Origin of the sequence: Bradyrhizobium sp. 179, from assembly GCF_023073535.1 — a bacterium.
In the GTDB taxonomy this organism is placed as follows: domain Bacteria; phylum Pseudomonadota; class Alphaproteobacteria; order Rhizobiales; family Xanthobacteraceae; genus Bradyrhizobium.
On the sequence record NZ_JADPJR010000034.1, the window covers coordinates 1 to 16,158 of the forward strand.

The following is a 16,158-nucleotide window of genomic DNA, read 5'->3' on the forward strand; positions in this document are numbered from 1 at the left end:
CGCCCCATGTGGTCCCCCAACCCCATGTAGCGCGATCAGAGGATGATGCCCGTGGAAGTGGCCGCCGATCGATGTCCCGCGATGTACGCGAAGGTCGATTAGGCTTCCATTCCGGATCACTACGGACACGCCCGCGCCCGTTCGAACATTGGCGCGTTCGTCCGCGCATGCCGCGATCCTTGTCGCCTGCAGCGCAGCGTTTGCACGCAACCTCGCGCTGGGGAACGTTCGCGACAGGCCGCGCCGGGAGCAGGGGAGCCCTGTCCGGACCAAGTTCCCGTTGCGCGCGTTCCCCGCGTGCGCTATCCGGCCGGAAAGGTCTGAGGCGGCTTCGATTTTTCCGCCCGGCTCAAGCCAACCCGAGGACGGAAACCGCCATGCCAGCCTATCGCTCCCGCACCACCACCCACGGCCGCAACATGGCGGGCGCCCGCGGCCTCTGGCGCGCGACGGGCATGAAGGATGCCGATTTCGGCAAGCCGATCATCGCCGTCGTCAACTCCTTCACCCAGTTCGTGCCCGGCCACGTCCACCTCAAGGACCTCGGCCAGCTCGTGGCCCGCGAGATCGAGCAGGCCGGCGGCGTCGCCAAGGAGTTCAACACCATCGCCGTCGACGACGGCATCGCCATGGGCCATGACGGCATGCTCTACAGCCTGCCGTCGCGCGAATTGATCGCCGACAGCGTCGAATACATGGCCAACGCACATTGCGCCGACGGTCTCGTCTGCATCTCCAATTGCGACAAGATCACGCCCGGCATGCTGATGGCCGCGCTGCGGCTCAACATCCCCGCCGTGTTCGTCTCGGGCGGACCGATGGAGGCCGGCAAGGTCAAGCTCCAGGGCAAGACCAAAGCCGTCGACCTCATCGATGCCATGGTAGCCGCGGCCGATTCCAAGGTCAGCGACGAGGACGTCAAGGTGATCGAGCGCTCGGCGTGCCCGACCTGCGGCTCGTGCTCGGGCATGTTCACCGCCAATTCCATGAACTGCCTGACCGAGGCGCTCGGTCTCGCGCTGCCCGGCAACGGCACGGTGGTCGCAACCCATGCCGACCGCAAGCGCCTGTTCGTCGAGGCCGGCCATACCATCGTCGATCTGGTCCGCCGCTATTATGAGCAGGACGATGCCAGCGTGCTGCCGCGCAACATCGCCAACTCTAGGGCGTTCGAAAACGCCATGACGCTCGACATCGCGATGGGCGGCTCGACCAACACCGTGCTGCATCTGCTCGCCGCTGCCCATGAAGGGCAGGTCGAGTTCACCATGCGCGACATCGACCGGCTCTCGCGTCGTGTGCCGGTGCTGTGCAAGGTCGCACCATCCGTCGCCGACGTGCATGTCGAGGACGTGCATCGCGCCGGCGGCATCATGGGCATTCTCGGCGAGCTCGACCGCGCCGGGCTGATCGACACCTCGGTCTCGACCGTGCACGCCCCGACCATGAACGATGCGCTGGAGCGCTGGGACATCAAGCGCAGCAAGAGCGAGGCGGTGCGCACCTTCTATCGGGCCTCGCCCGGCGGCATCCCGACCCAGGTCGCCTTCAGCCAGGAGCGCCGCTACGACGAGCTCGATGCCGACCGCGAGAAGGGCGTCGTGCGCGACCTTGAGCACGCTTTCAGCAAGGACGGCGGCCTCGCCGTGCTTTACGGCAATCTCGCGCAGGACGGCTGTATCGTGAAGACCGCCGGCGTCGACGCCTCGATCCTGAAATTCTCCGGCCCCGCGCGCGTGTTCGAAAGCCAGGACGCGGCGGTGGAAGGGATCCTGGGCGGCAAGGTCGTTGCGGGTGAGGTCGTTGTGATCATCTACGAAGGCCCGCGCGGCGGCCCCGGCATGCAGGAGATGCTTTATCCGACCAGCTATCTGAAATCGATGGGTCTCGGCAAAGCCTGCGCGCTCGTCACCGACGGCCGCTTCTCCGGCGGCTCGTCCGGCCTGTCGATCGGCCACCTGTCGCCGGAAGCGGCCGAAGGCGGCAATATCGGTCTCGTGCGCGACGGCGATCGTATCGCCATCGACATCCCTAACCGCAGCATCAGCCTGCAGGTCTCCGACGAGGAGCTGGCCAAACGCCGCGCCGCGGAGGAGGCGAAGGGCGATGCCGCCTGGCAGCCGCAGAACCGCAGGCGCAACGTCTCGACCGCGCTGCAGGCTTACGCCGCGCTCACCACCAGCGCCGCGCGCGGCGCCGTGCGCGAGGTGAAGCGGCGTTCGAGATAGCGCCTGATCGACGCGCCACCGGCTGGGCGGAGTCTTCCGGAATGACCCGCGGTCTCGACGCGAGCGGGCGGGCGTACTGTTGCGGGACAGAGAGCCGGGACAGCGGTCGCAAAAGAAACGGCCCCGCCTCCTGGGGTGTGGGCTTTTGGGGGTGGAGGCGGGAGCCGTTTTGCAAAGTGGGCACCCGACGTGCGGGCTCGCCCGCCAGGCCCCTGTGAATTTAGTGTCTTTGCGCCCATTTTGCCATTTAATTTTTATTTATTTGTACTTTGTTTGTGATTTAATCGCGCCACTTAAGAAAATAGCCGAAATCCATTTTTCCGAATCCGGCCGGGCGGACGCCGTATCCTCCGCAACGGTCCGGATTGCCAGTAGCGGGGTAAGCCATGAGTCACTCTCCATCGCTCGTGCCGCACATTGCGACAGACCGGGACGTCTATCTCGTGCTTGATGATTTCGGCCGGCGGCTGGGCCGCGCCTGGTGTGAGACGGCTGAGGAGGACGCCAATCGGGCGACCCTGCTCAGGAATCTCGTCGAGGGGCAATATCTCCATCCAGTACGTGTCGTGGCTTTCAATACCGCGGAAGGATGGTCACGAGATGCCACCGCAGAAATCGCAGACGAACTGCGCCGCCGCTTTGTCGAATTCGAGGAGACCGATCCCTCGCTGCTGGAGTTTTTGGAAAGAGCAGCGAGGCGCTGAAGCGCGAGCCGTCGGAGGCGGATGAACGGCAAGCGCACGTCGCGCGTTAATGCGCGTGGTCAATGAGTTCTTACCTGTCGGCCGCGATTGGCCGTTCGCATTAAGGATGCCCCGACGAAGTTCGGCAGCCCAGGATTTTGCGGCATATACTGCTAGCGACCTTCGCACATCCATTTCGGGCAACTGGGGCACCACGCAATGTCTCGTACTTTCGCCGTTGTTTTCTCCACCGCGGTCGCCGCGATTTCCATGGCGGGCGCAGCCTCCGCCGGCTGCTACAATTGTTATACGCCGCCGCCGTGCACGACCTGCTACCAGCAGCAATACGTCGCGCCGCAATACCGCACTTTCGACGAAACCGTGATGGTGTCTCCCGGTTCTGTGGTCGCGCACCGCACGCCGGCGCAGTACCGCACGGTAATGGTGCCGCAGACCGTGATGGTGGCCCCGCCCAGCGTCCAGTACGAGCGCATCCCCCCGCAATATGCCACGCGCCAGCGCGTCGAGATGGTGTCGCCGGGCTATTCGTATTACGCGCCCGTGCAGATGGGCTGCGCGTCCTGCGGGTACTGAGCTGGCGCAACGAAGACAGTCTCGCGCGGCGCTCCTTGCGGGGCGCCGCTTTCTTTTGCGCATCAGCAAACGAGGCCCGGATATGGAGACGAATCCAACCGGGCCTCGCAACCGGCAACGCCCTGGGAGATGTCGCCGGTATCTGGGATTGCCGAGACGTCGGCGCGTGGCGGCGCCGAACCTGCGCCAAGCTAGCGGAACAGGCTGACACTCGCCTGACAGAGGGCGGGCTGAAGGGGTTGAGGCGAGAGTGCAAACTTCGCATTGCCTTGCGCGGTGACTGCGTTAAGCGACACCCATTCCAGGCTTGGACGGGTGGCCGAGTGGTTTAAGGCACCGGTCTTGAACTTTAACTCTGAAAATGGTCGGTAGAATTAAGCTCCTAGGAGCGGGCGATCTCGTCATGGGAAAGGGTCAGCTCGGGAAGTTTTCGGGTCCCATATGACCAACCGGGCCCCTGCGACCGGCCGCGCGGGCGGACCATTGAGCGGCCGCCGACTGAGGCGGCGCCCTTCAGCAAGCTAGTGAGAAGAAGAAACCAGCGCAGCCATGCCGAACGCTAGAGCGCCTAGAGACCACAGGGCAATAGCAGCCTGCTTCGACCTGGAAAATGAACGCTGATCGCTAGGCACGTTCCTACGCCAACCAAGTTGGCCTTGCTTCGCTTACTCATCATTTTTGCTCGCTTCGTCCGCTCTCACGTTGCGAGCCGGCAATCTCGACAATGGTGTTCAGTTCCTCTCCAGGCGGGTCCGGAAGTTCACAACTCTGTCCATGTCGCTGGAAGCTGATTGCCTAGCTTGTTGCTTCACCACCTGCTCGAGTTCAAGAGCTTCTATTGCAAGCTCATCTGCCAAGCGTCCGAAGAGTTCGCGCTTTTCCGGATCGCTTGCCCGCCTGCTCATAAGGGCCAAATCCGCGGCATCGGCGCGGAGTTTGTCCAATCTCTTTTTGAGGTCCGCCATTATCGGCATGTCCTAAACCCACCTCGTGTCGCGGTGGGGTGCAAGTCAACGGCGGAATATTCTATTGGTTCTTCGTTAACCGTTGATTAGGCCGACAGGCGTCGCGAAGAAGACCCGCCAGCGTGAACCGGCGGGCCAGGATCCCGGTCGCGAATCCTTTGCCGGGATTTCGGACCAAAGCGGAGTCAGATCAGCGGCTTAGCCCGCGATTTCACTGGCGCTCGGCGCGATGCCGGGCCCACCGGTGGAGCACCCACAGCGGGCGGATCAGACGCATTTGGTTAGCAACAGCCACGCCAGCCATATGCTGGCCTCGAATATCCATTCCAAGATCGTGCAGCAGCGGCTAGGCCATTCCTCAATCGCGATCACGATGGAGATTACAGCCACCTGAGGCCGAACATGCAGGGGGAAGCCGCCGCAGCGGTTGACGTCGCCATGCGCGCCGCCATAAACAAGCGAACCGAAGCGACGAAAAGCTAAACAACTTCCAGACTTGGAAGGGTGGCCGAGTGGTTTAAGGCACCGGTCTTGAAAACCGGCGTGCCCGCAAGGGTACCGTGGGTTCGAATCCCACCCCTTCCGCCACAATCCAATAAAATCAACCGCTTAGATGCGGTTTCAGACGTGGCGTCCAACTCAACAGAGAATACGGCCTCTCGTTACCGCGTTCAGCTGAGCTCGACGTAGAGGGCGCAATCGCGGATGAGTTGAAGCGAGACGAAATCTTGTCGGCCTCGCTGCGCCGCTCGAGATCGCAACTCCAGGCGAGGCGGGCCTGGTGTGCCTTAGCTGTGTTCCGCGGACGATTGATCATCCCAGAGCAGTTCACCGCACCGGCATTGATAAACCCGGATGAAGCGGGCTGCCTTCATGTCCCATAGCTTCTCCGCCAGGCTGAGCGGTTCGCGGCATTTGGGGCAGCGGAGCAGGGTTGGGCTCGGGGGCGTGGCTGGAGGCATGGGCACGTCTCATTTTTCAGAAGACGCGAAAGCGCAGCAAGCGTTCCTGGACATGATCCGGAAAAGTGTGAAGCGGTTTTCCGAAAAGATCGGGCTCAAACACAACGTCAAGCGCGATGACGATTATTCCCAATCTCATTGCGCTTTAGCTCCGGTGGAGGCCGTTGCAAAAATAGGAACGCTTGCGGCCCACGTACTTTGATCCGCATGCGCTTAGGCGCATCAGGCTATCTAACCCGTAGCCCGAGCGGCCCCAGCCCTGGGTCCTTGATCCAGGCCTGGGGTCGTTCTTTCTCCCGCAAACGGCTGCGCGTGGACCGGCGGGCCTTCGTTGAAGGACCAGGCCTCCAAGCTGCACGTGCGAACGAGCGGCGCCTGTGGCGGAGGTATCGCTCGATATCGGCCAGCGGCATTGCGTTCAGCACCCGCTCTGCGGGGACGCCGCCTTTTCGCGCCATCTCGACGCCCCAATGCATGTGATCGAGCTCGGCGATCGAGTGCGCGTCCGGATTGATGCTCAACATGCAGCCATATCCGAGCGCAGCCTGATGCCAGCGCCAGTCCAGATCGAGCCGCCAGGGATGAGCGTTGATCTCGACTGCAACGTCGTGCTTGGCGCAGGCGCGCAGCACCTTTTCGACATCGATCTCATAGCCTGGACGGCGCTGAAGCTGGCGGCCGGTCATGTGGCCGACGATGGTGGTGTAGGGGTTGGCGATCGCCCGCAGCAGGCGTTCGGTCTGTGCCTTCCGATCCAGCCTGAAACGCCCGTGGATGCTGGCGACCACGAAGTCGAAGCCGTCGAGCACCTCGTCCGGATAGTCCAGCGATCCGTCCGCCAGGATGTCGGATTCGACGCCCCTCAGGATCCGAAAGCCCTTGCCAAACTTTCTGTTGAGCCGCTCGGCCTGCCGATGCTGCTCCTTGATCTGCTCGAGCGAGAGACCCCCGGCGTAGTGCGCCGACTGCGAGTGGTCGGCGACACCGAAATATTCGAAGCCGCGCTTCAACGTTGCCTTTGCCATGGTCTCGAGCGTCTCGGTCCCGTCGGAGGCGTCGGTATGGCAGTGCAGGATGCCGCGCAGGTCCTGGTCGGTGACGAGCCTCGGCAGCTTTTTCTTCAGTGCCCGCTCAATCTCGCCGCGACCCTCGCGCAGTTCGGGCGCGATGAAGGGAAGGCCGAGCGCCCGGTAGATGTCTTCCTCGGTCTCTGCGACAACGCTCCGCGCCTTGTGCAGCCCGTCCGGCTCGAGGCGCATTCCTTTCTTCTCGGCGAGCGCCCGAAGCTGATCAAGATGAATCGGTGAACCTGTCGCGTGGAGCAGGGCGGCGCCAAAATGCTTGCGATCGGCGAGGTGGACTTGCAGCCCGCCTGATTCGATAACGCTGCCGCTCCCGGGGGCCTCGGCGACGATCGCGAGGTCGGCGACGAGTTCGCAACCACGCCTGAAGTCGCCGGCAATCGTGAGCCGTTTGAGCTCGGGCCGCGCCTTCCGCAGCGAGTCCGTTGCATGCTCGAGCAGGGCCGCGGCGCGATGCAGGTGCAGGCGTCCCTTGCCGCTTTTGGCGATCGCAAGGTTCTCCACGATCTTGGTCTGCAGCGCGGCCCCAAGCCCCTTGGCCTTCTTGATGCGGTCTTGCTTGGCTGCCGTTTCCAATTCGGATAGGGAGGTAATACCGAGATCCTTGTAGAGCTTGAGCACCTTCTCAGGCCTTAAGCCCGGCACCGTCAGCAGTTCCAGGACCCCCGCGGGAATTTCCTTGCGCAGCTTCTCAAGGCTCGGATGAGTGCCCGTGCGATACAGCTTGGTGATGATGTCCGCGATGGCTTCGCCGACCCCGGGAATCTCGGTGAGGCGGTCTTCCTCGATCAGCACGTGGAGCGGGACGACGAGCGCGGCAAGATTATCGGCGGCGCGGGCATAAGCCTTCGCACGATAGGGGTTGCCTCCACGCAGCGCAGTTCGCTGCGCGTATTCCCTCAGGAGTTCAGTCACCTTTGGGGTGTCAGCGACCGCCACTCACCTCACTCCAGGCCTTCAATCAATTGACTTCTCGACCTTCTGGGCTGCCCGGAAGTCGTCCAGATGCTGCAGGTTCGGCCCGTAGGCGGCCTCCTTGGTGAGCAGATGGTAGATCCGGGCTACTACGATTTGGAGATGCTTCATTCGCCCGCGGGGCATCGTCCGGGCCTTGCAAAGGGCTCGAACCGCGTGCGCTCGGAAATAGTCAAAGGCGTCGGACGTCGTGGGTTCAACGTCTCGCTCAAAGATTGGTTCTTATCCGTCTCTTCTAGAAGCACCAGTTCAAGCGCTGGCTGTAGGTGGGAGCCGCTCGACAATCAGGACGAACAAGAGCGCATCCGGAACGCTATCGAACTTGAAAAATTAGCCCGGCAGGAAGCTTCACAGCGGGCCAGGCATGTTCTTCTTTTTCTCGAACCGGCTCGGGTGTCTCGGCTCGTTGCTGATCTCCGGCTTGGTCACTCTCGCGCTCCTCTTCCTGCTCGGGATAGTCCGGTTCTGAACCCCCGGCGCGTGGTCCAAATCGACCATCCATGCATTTGAGATGCAGGTCGCCAGCTTCTGGAACTTGGCCAGTGCTGGCCTGTTGTACGCACTCTCGTCCACCTAGGGAGAGCTGTCTTGGAAAGCACGATCATCGGAGAAGTCGACACTCGCCGCAGCGCCGAGCTTGCCATTGAGCACGTCGTCCAGGAATGCGGCGTATCCCGAAGCGACGTCTTCGTCCAACCGGCCGGCGGCGCGAACACGGCGCGGACACATCCGGCCGGTGCTGACGTCAAATCCGCGCCCGCGCCGGAGGGTCACCAGAAGCTGGAGGGTCTGATCGAGGTCTCCGTGGATTTCCACGGCGATGCCCCTGAAAAGATCGCAGACGTCTTGAGGGGCGCCGGCGCAAAGACTGTCCGAACCAAATAACGCAAGTGCGCTTGTGCCGCGTAAGCTCTGTGGCTCAGCATTCTCACACCGAGCATAGCCCGTCTGCGGGCCGCGGAACCCGTTGAGCATTCACAGCGTTTTAGACACGAATGCGATTTGCGAGGTCCACCTGCTTCAGAGTTCATCGACCCTGATCCCCGGCAATACGGTCTGGCGGCGGTGCGAAGCGCGCCGCGTCGCGGTTCTGAATGATGCTGCCGCTTATTTCGCGGCCCTGCGGGACGCGCTGCTGGAGGCGCAAGACCAAGTTTATGTGATCGGATGGGATATCCATAGTGCAACCAGGCTGGTCGGAGCTTCCGGAGGAGCGGATGATGGTCTGCCGGAACAGCTTGGCCCATTCCTCCGCGCGCTCGTTCAACGCCGTCCCGCCCTGTGGATCAATATTCTGACCTGGGACTTCGTCTCGTTTTACGCGTCCGAAAGGGAATGGAATTCCGCAGCAAAATTCACCGCCGGAACATGTGGCCGCGTCCGATTTCATCTGGATTCCACACTTCCGTTTGGTTCGGCCCAACACCAGAAGATCGTCTGCGTCGACGGTTCATTGGCGTTCGTTGGCGGGCTCGACCTGACGATCAGGCGCTGGGACACGAGCGACCATCGCGCCGATCACGCGTTGCGCTGCGACCCTGCGGGTAAGCCATACCCGCCGTTTCATGATGTTCAATGCATGGTCGACGGGGATGCTGCGGCATGGCTATCCGACCTCGCGGAGGAACGCTGGCGTGCGGCAGGTCAACAGGTTCATCCTCGGCGCGCGCTGAAGAGCATTCGGTGGCCGGCGAATGTGCCGGTTGAGGCGGAGCACGTGCCGGTGGGTATCGCCAGGACAGAGATCGTGTGTCCGGCAGGTTCGAGGATCAAGGAGGTCGAGCGCTCACTGGTTGCAGCGATCCGGTCAGCGACGAGCTTCGTTTACATCGAAAACCAGTTTACCAGCGCTATCAAGATAGCGCGGGAATTGGCCGAGCAGATGCTTCGCGCGCCTTCGCTTCGGGTTCTCGTCGTCACTCCCAAACTGCATTCGTCCTGGGTAGAATCCCAAGCCATGCAAAACGGCCGTGGTGCCTTCATCGACTGCTTCAATCAGGCCGGAGTGGCAGATCGTATCCGCTTCGTCTACCCGGTCTCACGCAACGCGGATACCGAAGCTGCCGTGATGGTGCACAGCAAGCTGATGACCGTCGACAATCGGATCTTGAGGATCGGCTCGGCTAACCTGAACAATCGGTCGATGGGTGCCGATAGTGAGTGTGACCTTATTTTTGAAGCTGCATCCGACGAGCATAGAAACTTCATCGCTTCGGTCCGCCGTCGCCTGATTGCCCATTTCTGCGATCTCGACGAACAGACCATAACGCGAAATGAGGATCGTCTTTTTGCCCTCCTGGACGACCTGTCGAGAGCTGATGGGGCGAAGGCGCTGCGGGAAGTGGAGTCCTCGGTTCTGACCAGTACTCTGGCCACAATGGTTCAGCCGGTGGCCGACCCTGAGCGGCCTCTTCATCTCGAGCGGGCGGCATCTCGCATGTGGAGCACGAAGACTCTAATAGGGATCGTATCGATAGCCGTGGCGCTTTTTGGACTGGGGGTGGCTTGGTCGTACACGTCTCTGAGCGATTTCGCCGACGCGAGTCGTATTTCGACGTTCCTGTCTGCCTACTCGCAGTCTATCTGGGGGCCGCCATTCGCGATCGCAGCTTTCGTCGTCGGCGGGCTGGTCGTGTTTCCGGTTCTCGTACTCATTGCAGCAACTGCTGCCGCGCTTGGGCCCTGGCTAGGCTTCATCACCGCAATGGCCGGCGTCTTGCTCAGCGCGCTCGTGCTTTTTGCGATCGGGCGGGCACTCGGACGACAGCGACTCCAGCGTTTACTCGGACGACGTGCAGCGCGCATCCAGGAACGCGTCGTAGGCAAGGGTATTCTGGCTGTCGTCGTCATCCGGATGATTCCCATAGCACCGTTCTCGGTGGTGAATGTCGTGGCTGGTGCGAGCACGCTGCCTCTTCGCGACTTCATGGTTGGAACTCTGCTGGGCATGATGCCCGGTATTCTCGCCATGGCAGTTCTGGGGGCTCAAATCGCAGATTTGGCCAGGGATGCATCCTGGAGCAACATATTGCTATTGGTCTTGGCGTTTTTGGGCTGGCTCGGAATCTGCGTGGGCGCACAATTCGTCGCGACCTGGCTCGCCGGGAGGCGCTGATGGCGGCGATGCGTTTCATGACATGGAATGTGCATGGCACGTTCAATCTCAATACGAAGTTCGATTTGGAGGGTGTTTGCTCGATCGTTCGCAGGTGGGCCCCCGATGTCCTCGCGCTTCAGGAGGTGGATTCGCGATCGCGGTCAGACGATCCATTCGCGAAGTTGGCGATTGCTGTCGGCGACCACCGCGTTCACGCGAAGTCGATTGTCACTCAGGATGGCGACTACGGTCAGATGCTCCTGAGCCGCTTTCCGTTCTCTGATGTGCCCGAGATCGTCGACGTGTCGTATCGGGAGCGGGAGCCCCGTAGGGCGATTGCCACGGGACTGCTGACACCTGTCGGCGATGTGCGCGTGGTGGCTACTCATCTCGGCTTGAGTATCCATGAGCGGTATGCGCAAGCTCAAGCCCTGGTCAGCCTTGTGAAGCCCGGAAAGACCGTCGTCCTCGGCGACTTCAATGACTGGTTTTGGGTCAAATCGGTGCGGCGCGTGCTCGCGCAGGTTTGCCCAAACCGGACACGCTTGCGGACTTTCCCGGCGCGTTTGCCCGTTCTACGCCTTGATAGAATCTATGCGACGCCCGACAGCCGGTTCGGGAAAGTGTGGACCGACCGGGAGGCAGGAGCCTATTCAGACCATTTGCCGGTGATTGCAGAAATAGAGATCTGAATATTTCCCCGAGGGAAGCTGATCTTCTCGCTCGCCGCTTGCCCCAAAGTGCGATGAGATTAGGATGAATCGTCATCGCGCTTTAGGTTGTTGTCTCGAACATGAGCTTTTCGGAAATCCGCTGCGCACTTTTCCGGATTATTCTCTAGCGTTCGAGAAGGGATCCAGATCAGCCTTCTTGCCGATTTTCCGAAGATGGCAGAATGCCACTGTTTTGCCCGACGGGTCAACCGGCTTTTGCGCGAATGCAAAAGGCGTTGTGCCAACAAGACTTAGCTACGGTGCATGGGGTTGTTTTCGCAAACTTTGATGGTCAGAGCCTATGCTTCAGCTCAGGCATGCGGAACTTTTTCCTCGCCGCCACGTTGTGTTGCCATGACTGAAGACCTTTCCTTCCGACGCAAACCTCTGACCCCCGAGCAGCGCCAGGCACGTGATGCAGCGCGCCGGCTCGAGGCCGAAAAGGCCATGCGCGATCATGAGGCGGCGCAGAAGGCGTTTTACGCCAACAAGGAACGGCTGAAGGCCGAACGCCTCGCGCGGGAAGCGGCCGCGGCGAAGGGCTGACCGAGCGCGGTCGGCGCCAACAATCTCTCATACCGATCTTTCAAACCGATGCCGCCGGCGTCTCACGGCGGTTGGCGTTCCCCGCTCAAGACCAGCTTGCGCGCGCCCGGTCCCACGCCCATCGGCGGGCTTGACGGCGTTTGCCTTCCGGGAGGAAGTTTAGGGTGATCCTCACCTGACGTGAACCACGGAGACGTTCGCTCCCAGCCAGTATGTCGCATCAGCGAAACGAGAATGGAGCTGACCATGACCACGTTCGACAAGCGCGAGCACGGCTTTGAAGCAAAGTTCGTCCACGACGAGGAGCTGATGTTCAAGGCGACGGCCCGGTCCAACAGGCTGCTCGGGCTTTGGGCCGCAAGCCAGCTCGGCCTCAGCAACGACGAGGCGGCAAGCTACGCAACAGCGCTGGTCACGGACAATCTGGAGAGACAGACCATCGACGACATCGTGAGCAAGGTGTCCGGCGATCTCGCCGCCAAGGGGGTGACGCGCGAGCAGGTCGCGCAGAAGCTTGTGGAATACCTGCGCCAGGTCATGCAGCAGCTCGAAGCTGGCACATGAGAGGCTGGTCGTTGTGCCTCATTCGGCGTGCTTGCGCGCCCCGGCATCGCTGAGCTTGTCGACATAGGCGATGCCGATCGCCGAGATGACGAAGGTGAGGTGGATCAGCACCTGCCACATCACGCCAGTCTCGGTAAAGCCGGCGCGGTTCGAGCCGAGATTGCCGGCCTCGATGAAGGTGCGCAGCAGCGCGATCGAGGAAATGCCGATGATGGCCATGGCGAGCTTGATCTTGAGAACGCTGGCATTGACGTGGCCGAGCCATTCCGGCTCGTCGGGATGACCCTGGAGATCGAGCCGCGAGACGAAGGTCTCGTAGCCGCCGACGATCACCATCACCAACAGATTGGAGATCATCACGACGTCGATCAGGGCCAGCACGCTCATCATGATCTGTTGCTCGGTGAGATCGAGCGAGTGCCAGGACAGATGCCAGAGCTCCTTGAGGAACAGCGCGATGTAGACGCACTGCGCCACGATCAATCCGAGATACAGCGGCAGCTGCAGCCAGCGCGAGCCGAAGATGATCATCGGCAGCAGGCCCAGACGCGGCAATGGCCGTCGGGGTTCGGTGCGGCGTTCGGACTGGAATCCAGGCTCAACCGACATTCAGGCAGCATCCTCGCATCGAGATGATCTTGCTGCCATGTAGCCCGGCAAGATGGCCGGCGGAAGACGCGGCGCAACCGGTCATTTTCCAGGGATCGCGCCGTTTCGTGCTAACGTGCTGGGCGGGCGTCGCGCGCTCGGCCAGCACCGGAATCAGAGCGGCGGGTGACTGGGAAAGGCGAGCGGGCTATTTCTGGCTCGGCAGCTTCACCGGTACGTGCGGGGAGGTGCTGATGACCCTGGGGCTTCCGTCCGGATAGGTGCGATCGCCACGGATCAGGGATTCAAGGACAAGGAAAAACTTCTCGGCAAGCATGTGACTCACCCAGGTTGGTGATGGCCTCTTGAAATTAAGTCGAGGCGCCGAATGCGGAAATTCAATCAACTAAACGGGAGCGGGACAATCCCCGGGCAAACACTGTTTGCAGCGCAGTGTGGTCGTTGTCGGGAAAGCGAAGATTGCGCCCGAGATCAGCCGAAGGCCAGTGCCACGAGGCTCGAGCAGAGCAGGACCAAGCCGCCCGCGGTCAATGCCAGGAAGCCATCGGATACGAGGTCATGGTTGCGCATGGGACACCTGCCGCTCTCGTCCTCGATGCTCGATCGGATCGATTGAAATTGTCCGAACGTGCCGCCTTGAAAGAGGTGAATGCTTGCCGTCCCGCGCGAGTGCCTTCAGGCCCTCGTGCGGTAACCTTCAAACGCATGGGCAAGGAAGATCGCCGCGCTTACCAGACCCATCAGTGCCGAAACCGTCTCGATCATCGCTAAATTCCAAATCCCGCCCTGCATCCGAGAGAACGCGTGCGGCCTTGCACAGTCAAAAGAATTTCCGTGAGCGGCGTGACAATGGGGATGGAGTGAGGATTTGGCGCAACAGAATGTCCAGCCTTGGCACAGAGCAGGGCGCCTGCGCTCCGTAGATCGACGGGGGAAGCGAACGTCCCGTTTACCATGCCGGCGTGATCGCTGTGGGCTCCCCATTTCCGCCGTGTTCGGGTTGCGTTATCGTTACTGCTTCCGATGCGGTGGTGGGCCGCCTCGGATCAAAGGACCGGACGGCGCTCCCGTAGCCAATGCGGGTTGGGCATGCCGCCGGCGGAATGGTATTTGGGGCAAATGGGGATCCGACGGTCAGATTCGGTTTTGCGGGCCGCGCGCGGTGTTGCGGCGGTCGCGACCTGCCTTGCGCTCGCCAATTGCGCCTCGTCGAACAAGTTCGCCAGCCGCGTCGATCCGAAATATGGCGTGTCCTCAAGCCCAAGGGTGGTGGCCTGGGGTGATCCGGTCCCGAAGGGTGGCGGCACCTACCGCGTCGGTAAGCCCTATATCGTGGCCGGCCGGACCTACGTGCCGGAGGAGGACGTCAACTATCGTGCCGAGGGCATGGCGTCCTGGTATGGCGATGATTTCCACGGCCGCCTGACCGCCAACGGCGAAGTGTTCGACATGACCTCGCTCACGGCGGCGCATCCGACCCTGCCGATGCCGTCCTATGCGCGGGTGACCAATATTTCCAACGGCAAGTCGCTGATCGTGCGCGTCAACGACCGCGGGCCCTACCACGGCAACCGGCTCATCGACGTCTCGAACAAGGCCGCCGAACTCCTTGAATTCAAAGGCAATGGCGTCGCCAAGGTCCGGGTCGAATATGTCGGTCGGGCGCCGCTCGAAGGCTCCGACGATCGCCAGCTGATCGCGACCTTGCGTACCGGCGTTCCGGCGCCGACCCCCTCAATGGTCCGGGTCGCTTCGGCCAAGCCTTTCGTGCCGGAATTACCCTCGTCGAGCCGCGGTGCCATTCGCGGCGAGGTTCCGATGCCGGAGGGGCGGCCCTACAATCTCGGCAACAGCTCGGCTGACATGGCCTCGCTCAACGCGACCTCGGAAATCTCGGCTTCGAGCCGCAGCCGGGGCCGGGCCCTCCAGAACGCCCGTGCGGTGTCCTATGACGAGGACGGCCGCTATGCGACCGAGAGCGCGCCTTCCGGCGCCTACGCCTCGGATGGCGCGGCCGAGGCCCGCAGCATCCTGAGTGGCCGCGGCCTCTACTGAGTTGGGCTCGCCGTCAGGAATTTCACCAGCGCCGCGTTCACCTCCTCGGGCCGCTCCTGCTGCACCCAATGGCCGGCGCCCTCGAGGATCAGCTTGCGCTTCAGATTGGGCAGCACGCGCTCGAGCTCGTTGACACGCTTGGCCCCGATCAGGCCGGTGATGACGGCGTCCTTCGAGCCGGCGATGAACAGCGACGGCTGGTGGATCTGCGCATCCTGCCAAGGCGCCGTCAGCTCCCAATTGCGGTCGATGTTGCGGTACCAGTTCAGCCCGCCGCGGAAGCCGCACTTTCGAAAGCTTTCGGTGAAATAGGCGAGGTCAGCCTCGCTCAGCCAGCGGGGCAGTGGCTCCTCGGCGCCCGCATGGCCGAGAAAGCCCTTGCCCTCCTGCACGAACATGGCCGCGGAGGGATCGGCGAGGCCGCGGCCGCCGAGCACGATGCGCATGGTGCGGGCGACGTCGCGCTCGAGCTCGGCCTCGGCGACGCCCGGCGTCTGGAAATATTGCCAATAGAAATTGGTGATGCCGCCCTGGCGCAGCAAATCGAGCGGCTTGCCGCGGCCACGGAACGGCGGCGGCACGCTCAGGCCCGCGACCGCCGTGAAGATGTCGGGGCGGAACAGCGCCGCGTGCCAGGCGACCGGAGCGCCCCAATCGTGGCCGACCACCATTGCCTTGCTCTCGCCCAGCGTCTGCACCAGGCCGACGACATCGCCGACCGTGTCGAAGATGGAGTAGGCGGCCGCATCAGGCGGCGCCGCGCTCTGGCCGTAGCCACGCATATCAGGAGCGACCACGTGAAACCCGGCGTCCGCGAGCGCGGGGATCTGGTGGCGCCAGGAATAGGACAGTTCCGGCCAGCCATGGCACAGCACCACCAGCGGACCTTGGCCCTGCTCGCGGATGAAGAGCTCGATCCCGTTGGCCTTGATCAAACGGCTGGAGGACATTCGCTTTTCCGCCTTGTTTCAGGGGTTTGGTCGGGAAATATAAGATGCCACGATAGGGGCGCGAGGAGAATCGTGCAATCTCAGGGACAGGCGTCCACCTCCGTGTTGTTCGCAGCTGTTCCAACTGATAGAACG

At 62.2% G+C, this 16,158-nt stretch carries 15 protein-coding genes and 1 tRNA gene; 11 read left to right on the forward strand and 5 right to left on the reverse strand.

The window, feature by feature from the left end; genetic code table 11:
- Positions 1-377: 377 nt before the first annotated feature.
- The 3 genes from ilvD (at position 378) to IVB12_RS08360 (ending at position 3,505) form a co-directional block, all read left to right on the forward strand.
- A complete protein-coding gene (gene ilvD / locus IVB12_RS08350; RefSeq protein ID WP_247297596.1) occupies positions 378-2,228 on the forward strand; it encodes a dihydroxy-acid dehydratase in 1,851 nt (616 codons plus the stop codon).
- Positions 2,229-2,671: 443 nt separating this feature from the next.
- Positions 2,672-2,932 carry a hypothetical protein gene (locus IVB12_RS08355; RefSeq protein ID WP_247297597.1) on the forward strand — a complete coding sequence of 87 codons (261 nt, stop codon included), beginning with the start codon at positions 2,672-2,674 and terminating at the stop codon, positions 2,930-2,932.
- A 249-nt stretch (positions 2,933-3,181) separates the two neighbouring features.
- Positions 3,182-3,505 (forward strand): hypothetical protein, encoded by a 324-nt coding sequence (locus tag IVB12_RS08360; protein ID WP_247297688.1) that lies wholly within the window; start codon positions 3,182-3,184, stop codon positions 3,503-3,505.
- 731 nt (positions 3,506-4,236) lie between these two features.
- Here IVB12_RS08360 and IVB12_RS08365 read toward each other — a convergent pair.
- A complete protein-coding gene (locus IVB12_RS08365) occupies positions 4,237-4,470 on the reverse strand; it encodes a hypothetical protein (RefSeq protein WP_247297599.1) in 234 nt (77 codons plus the stop codon).
- A 498-nt stretch (positions 4,471-4,968) separates the two neighbouring features.
- Between IVB12_RS08365 and IVB12_RS08370 the strand changes: the two genes are divergently transcribed.
- Positions 4,969-5,058: transfer RNA gene (locus IVB12_RS08370), tRNA-Ser, on the forward strand.
- A gap of 372 nt (positions 5,059-5,430) precedes the next feature.
- Entirely contained in the window at positions 5,431-5,634 is a 204-nt protein-coding gene (locus tag IVB12_RS08375) for a hypothetical protein (RefSeq protein ID WP_247297603.1), read from the forward strand.
- A 25-nt stretch (positions 5,635-5,659) separates the two neighbouring features.
- Here IVB12_RS08375 and IVB12_RS08380 read toward each other — a convergent pair whose 3' ends face one another.
- On the reverse strand, positions 5,660-7,453 hold the full coding sequence (locus IVB12_RS08380) for a DNA polymerase/3'-5' exonuclease PolX (protein WP_247297604.1): 1,794 nt from the start codon (positions 7,451-7,453) through the stop codon (positions 5,660-5,662).
- A gap of 18 nt (positions 7,454-7,471) precedes the next feature.
- Entirely contained in the window at positions 7,472-7,600 is a 129-nt protein-coding gene (locus IVB12_RS38125) for a hypothetical protein (RefSeq protein WP_256466437.1), read from the reverse strand.
- A gap of 477 nt (positions 7,601-8,077) precedes the next feature.
- Between IVB12_RS38125 and IVB12_RS08385 the strand changes: the two genes are divergently transcribed.
- From IVB12_RS08385 to IVB12_RS08405, 5 genes are all read left to right on the forward strand, one after another.
- On the forward strand, positions 8,078-8,374 hold the full coding sequence (locus tag IVB12_RS08385) for a hypothetical protein (protein ID WP_247297606.1): 297 nt from the start codon (positions 8,078-8,080) through the stop codon (positions 8,372-8,374).
- An 82-nt stretch (positions 8,375-8,456) separates the two neighbouring features.
- Entirely contained in the window at positions 8,457-10,604 is a 2,148-nt protein-coding gene (locus tag IVB12_RS08390; RefSeq protein WP_247297608.1) for a VTT domain-containing protein, read from the forward strand.
- Complete coding sequence (locus IVB12_RS08395) at positions 10,604-11,278, forward strand: endonuclease/exonuclease/phosphatase family protein (RefSeq protein WP_247297610.1); 675 nt, start codon at positions 10,604-10,606, stop codon at positions 11,276-11,278. Before IVB12_RS08390 ends, IVB12_RS08395 begins: the two co-directional genes overlap by 1 nt.
- Before the next feature lie 375 nt (positions 11,279-11,653).
- Positions 11,654-11,845, forward strand: coding sequence for a hypothetical protein (locus IVB12_RS08400; RefSeq protein ID WP_247281133.1), 192 nt, complete (start codon positions 11,654-11,656; stop codon positions 11,843-11,845).
- 246 nt (positions 11,846-12,091) lie between these two features.
- Complete coding sequence (locus IVB12_RS08405) at positions 12,092-12,409, forward strand: DUF1476 domain-containing protein (protein ID WP_247297613.1); 318 nt, start codon at positions 12,092-12,094, stop codon at positions 12,407-12,409.
- 18 nt (positions 12,410-12,427) lie between these two features.
- On the opposite strand, the gene IVB12_RS08410 is transcribed toward IVB12_RS08405, so the two are convergent.
- Positions 12,428-13,018: a TIGR00645 family protein gene (locus tag IVB12_RS08410; protein ID WP_247297615.1), complete on the reverse strand. Its 591-nt coding sequence runs from the start codon at positions 13,016-13,018 to the stop codon at positions 12,428-12,430.
- 1,119 nt (positions 13,019-14,137) lie between these two features.
- On the opposite strand from IVB12_RS08410, the gene IVB12_RS08415 reads away from it, so the two are divergent.
- Complete coding sequence (locus tag IVB12_RS08415; RefSeq protein ID WP_247297617.1) at positions 14,138-15,073, forward strand: septal ring lytic transglycosylase RlpA family protein; 936 nt, start codon at positions 14,138-14,140, stop codon at positions 15,071-15,073.
- Here the strand turns inward: IVB12_RS08415 and IVB12_RS08420 are convergent.
- Positions 15,067-16,023 carry an alpha/beta hydrolase gene (locus tag IVB12_RS08420; protein WP_247297619.1) on the reverse strand — a complete coding sequence of 319 codons (957 nt, stop codon included), beginning with the start codon at positions 16,021-16,023 and terminating at the stop codon, positions 15,067-15,069. The two genes, IVB12_RS08415 and IVB12_RS08420, sit on opposite strands and share 7 nt — an antisense overlap.
- Between the last annotated feature and the right edge of the window lie 135 nt (positions 16,024-16,158).

What these genes read in the sequence shown, in the direction of transcription:
- ilvD (WP_247297596.1), top strand. Translation starts at nt 378, where the DNA reads ATGCCAGCCTATCGCTCCCGCACCACCACCCACGGCCGCAACATGGCG.
- IVB12_RS08360 (WP_247297688.1), top strand. Translation starts at nt 3,182, where the DNA reads ATGGCGGGCGCAGCCTCCGCCGGCTGCTACAATTGTTATACGCCGCCG.
- IVB12_RS08365 (WP_247297599.1), bottom strand. Translation starts at nt 4,470, where the DNA reads ATGGCGGACCTCAAAAAGAGATTGGACAAACTCCGCGCCGATGCCGCG.
- IVB12_RS08375 (WP_247297603.1), top strand. Translation starts at nt 5,431, where the DNA reads ATGGGCACGTCTCATTTTTCAGAAGACGCGAAAGCGCAGCAAGCGTTC.
- IVB12_RS38125 (WP_256466437.1), bottom strand. Translation starts at nt 7,600, where the DNA reads ATGAAGCATCTCCAAATCGTAGTAGCCCGGATCTACCATCTGCTCACC.
- IVB12_RS08395 (WP_247297610.1), top strand. Translation starts at nt 10,604, where the DNA reads ATGGCGGCGATGCGTTTCATGACATGGAATGTGCATGGCACGTTCAAT.
- IVB12_RS08400 (WP_247281133.1), top strand. Translation starts at nt 11,654, where the DNA reads ATGACTGAAGACCTTTCCTTCCGACGCAAACCTCTGACCCCCGAGCAG.
- IVB12_RS08405 (WP_247297613.1), top strand. Translation starts at nt 12,092, where the DNA reads ATGACCACGTTCGACAAGCGCGAGCACGGCTTTGAAGCAAAGTTCGTC.
- IVB12_RS08410 (WP_247297615.1), bottom strand. Translation starts at nt 13,018, where the DNA reads ATGTCGGTTGAGCCTGGATTCCAGTCCGAACGCCGCACCGAACCCCGA.
- IVB12_RS08415 (WP_247297617.1), top strand. Translation starts at nt 14,138, where the DNA reads ATGGGGATCCGACGGTCAGATTCGGTTTTGCGGGCCGCGCGCGGTGTT.
- IVB12_RS08420 (WP_247297619.1), bottom strand. Translation starts at nt 16,023, where the DNA reads ATGTCCTCCAGCCGTTTGATCAAGGCCAACGGGATCGAGCTCTTCATC.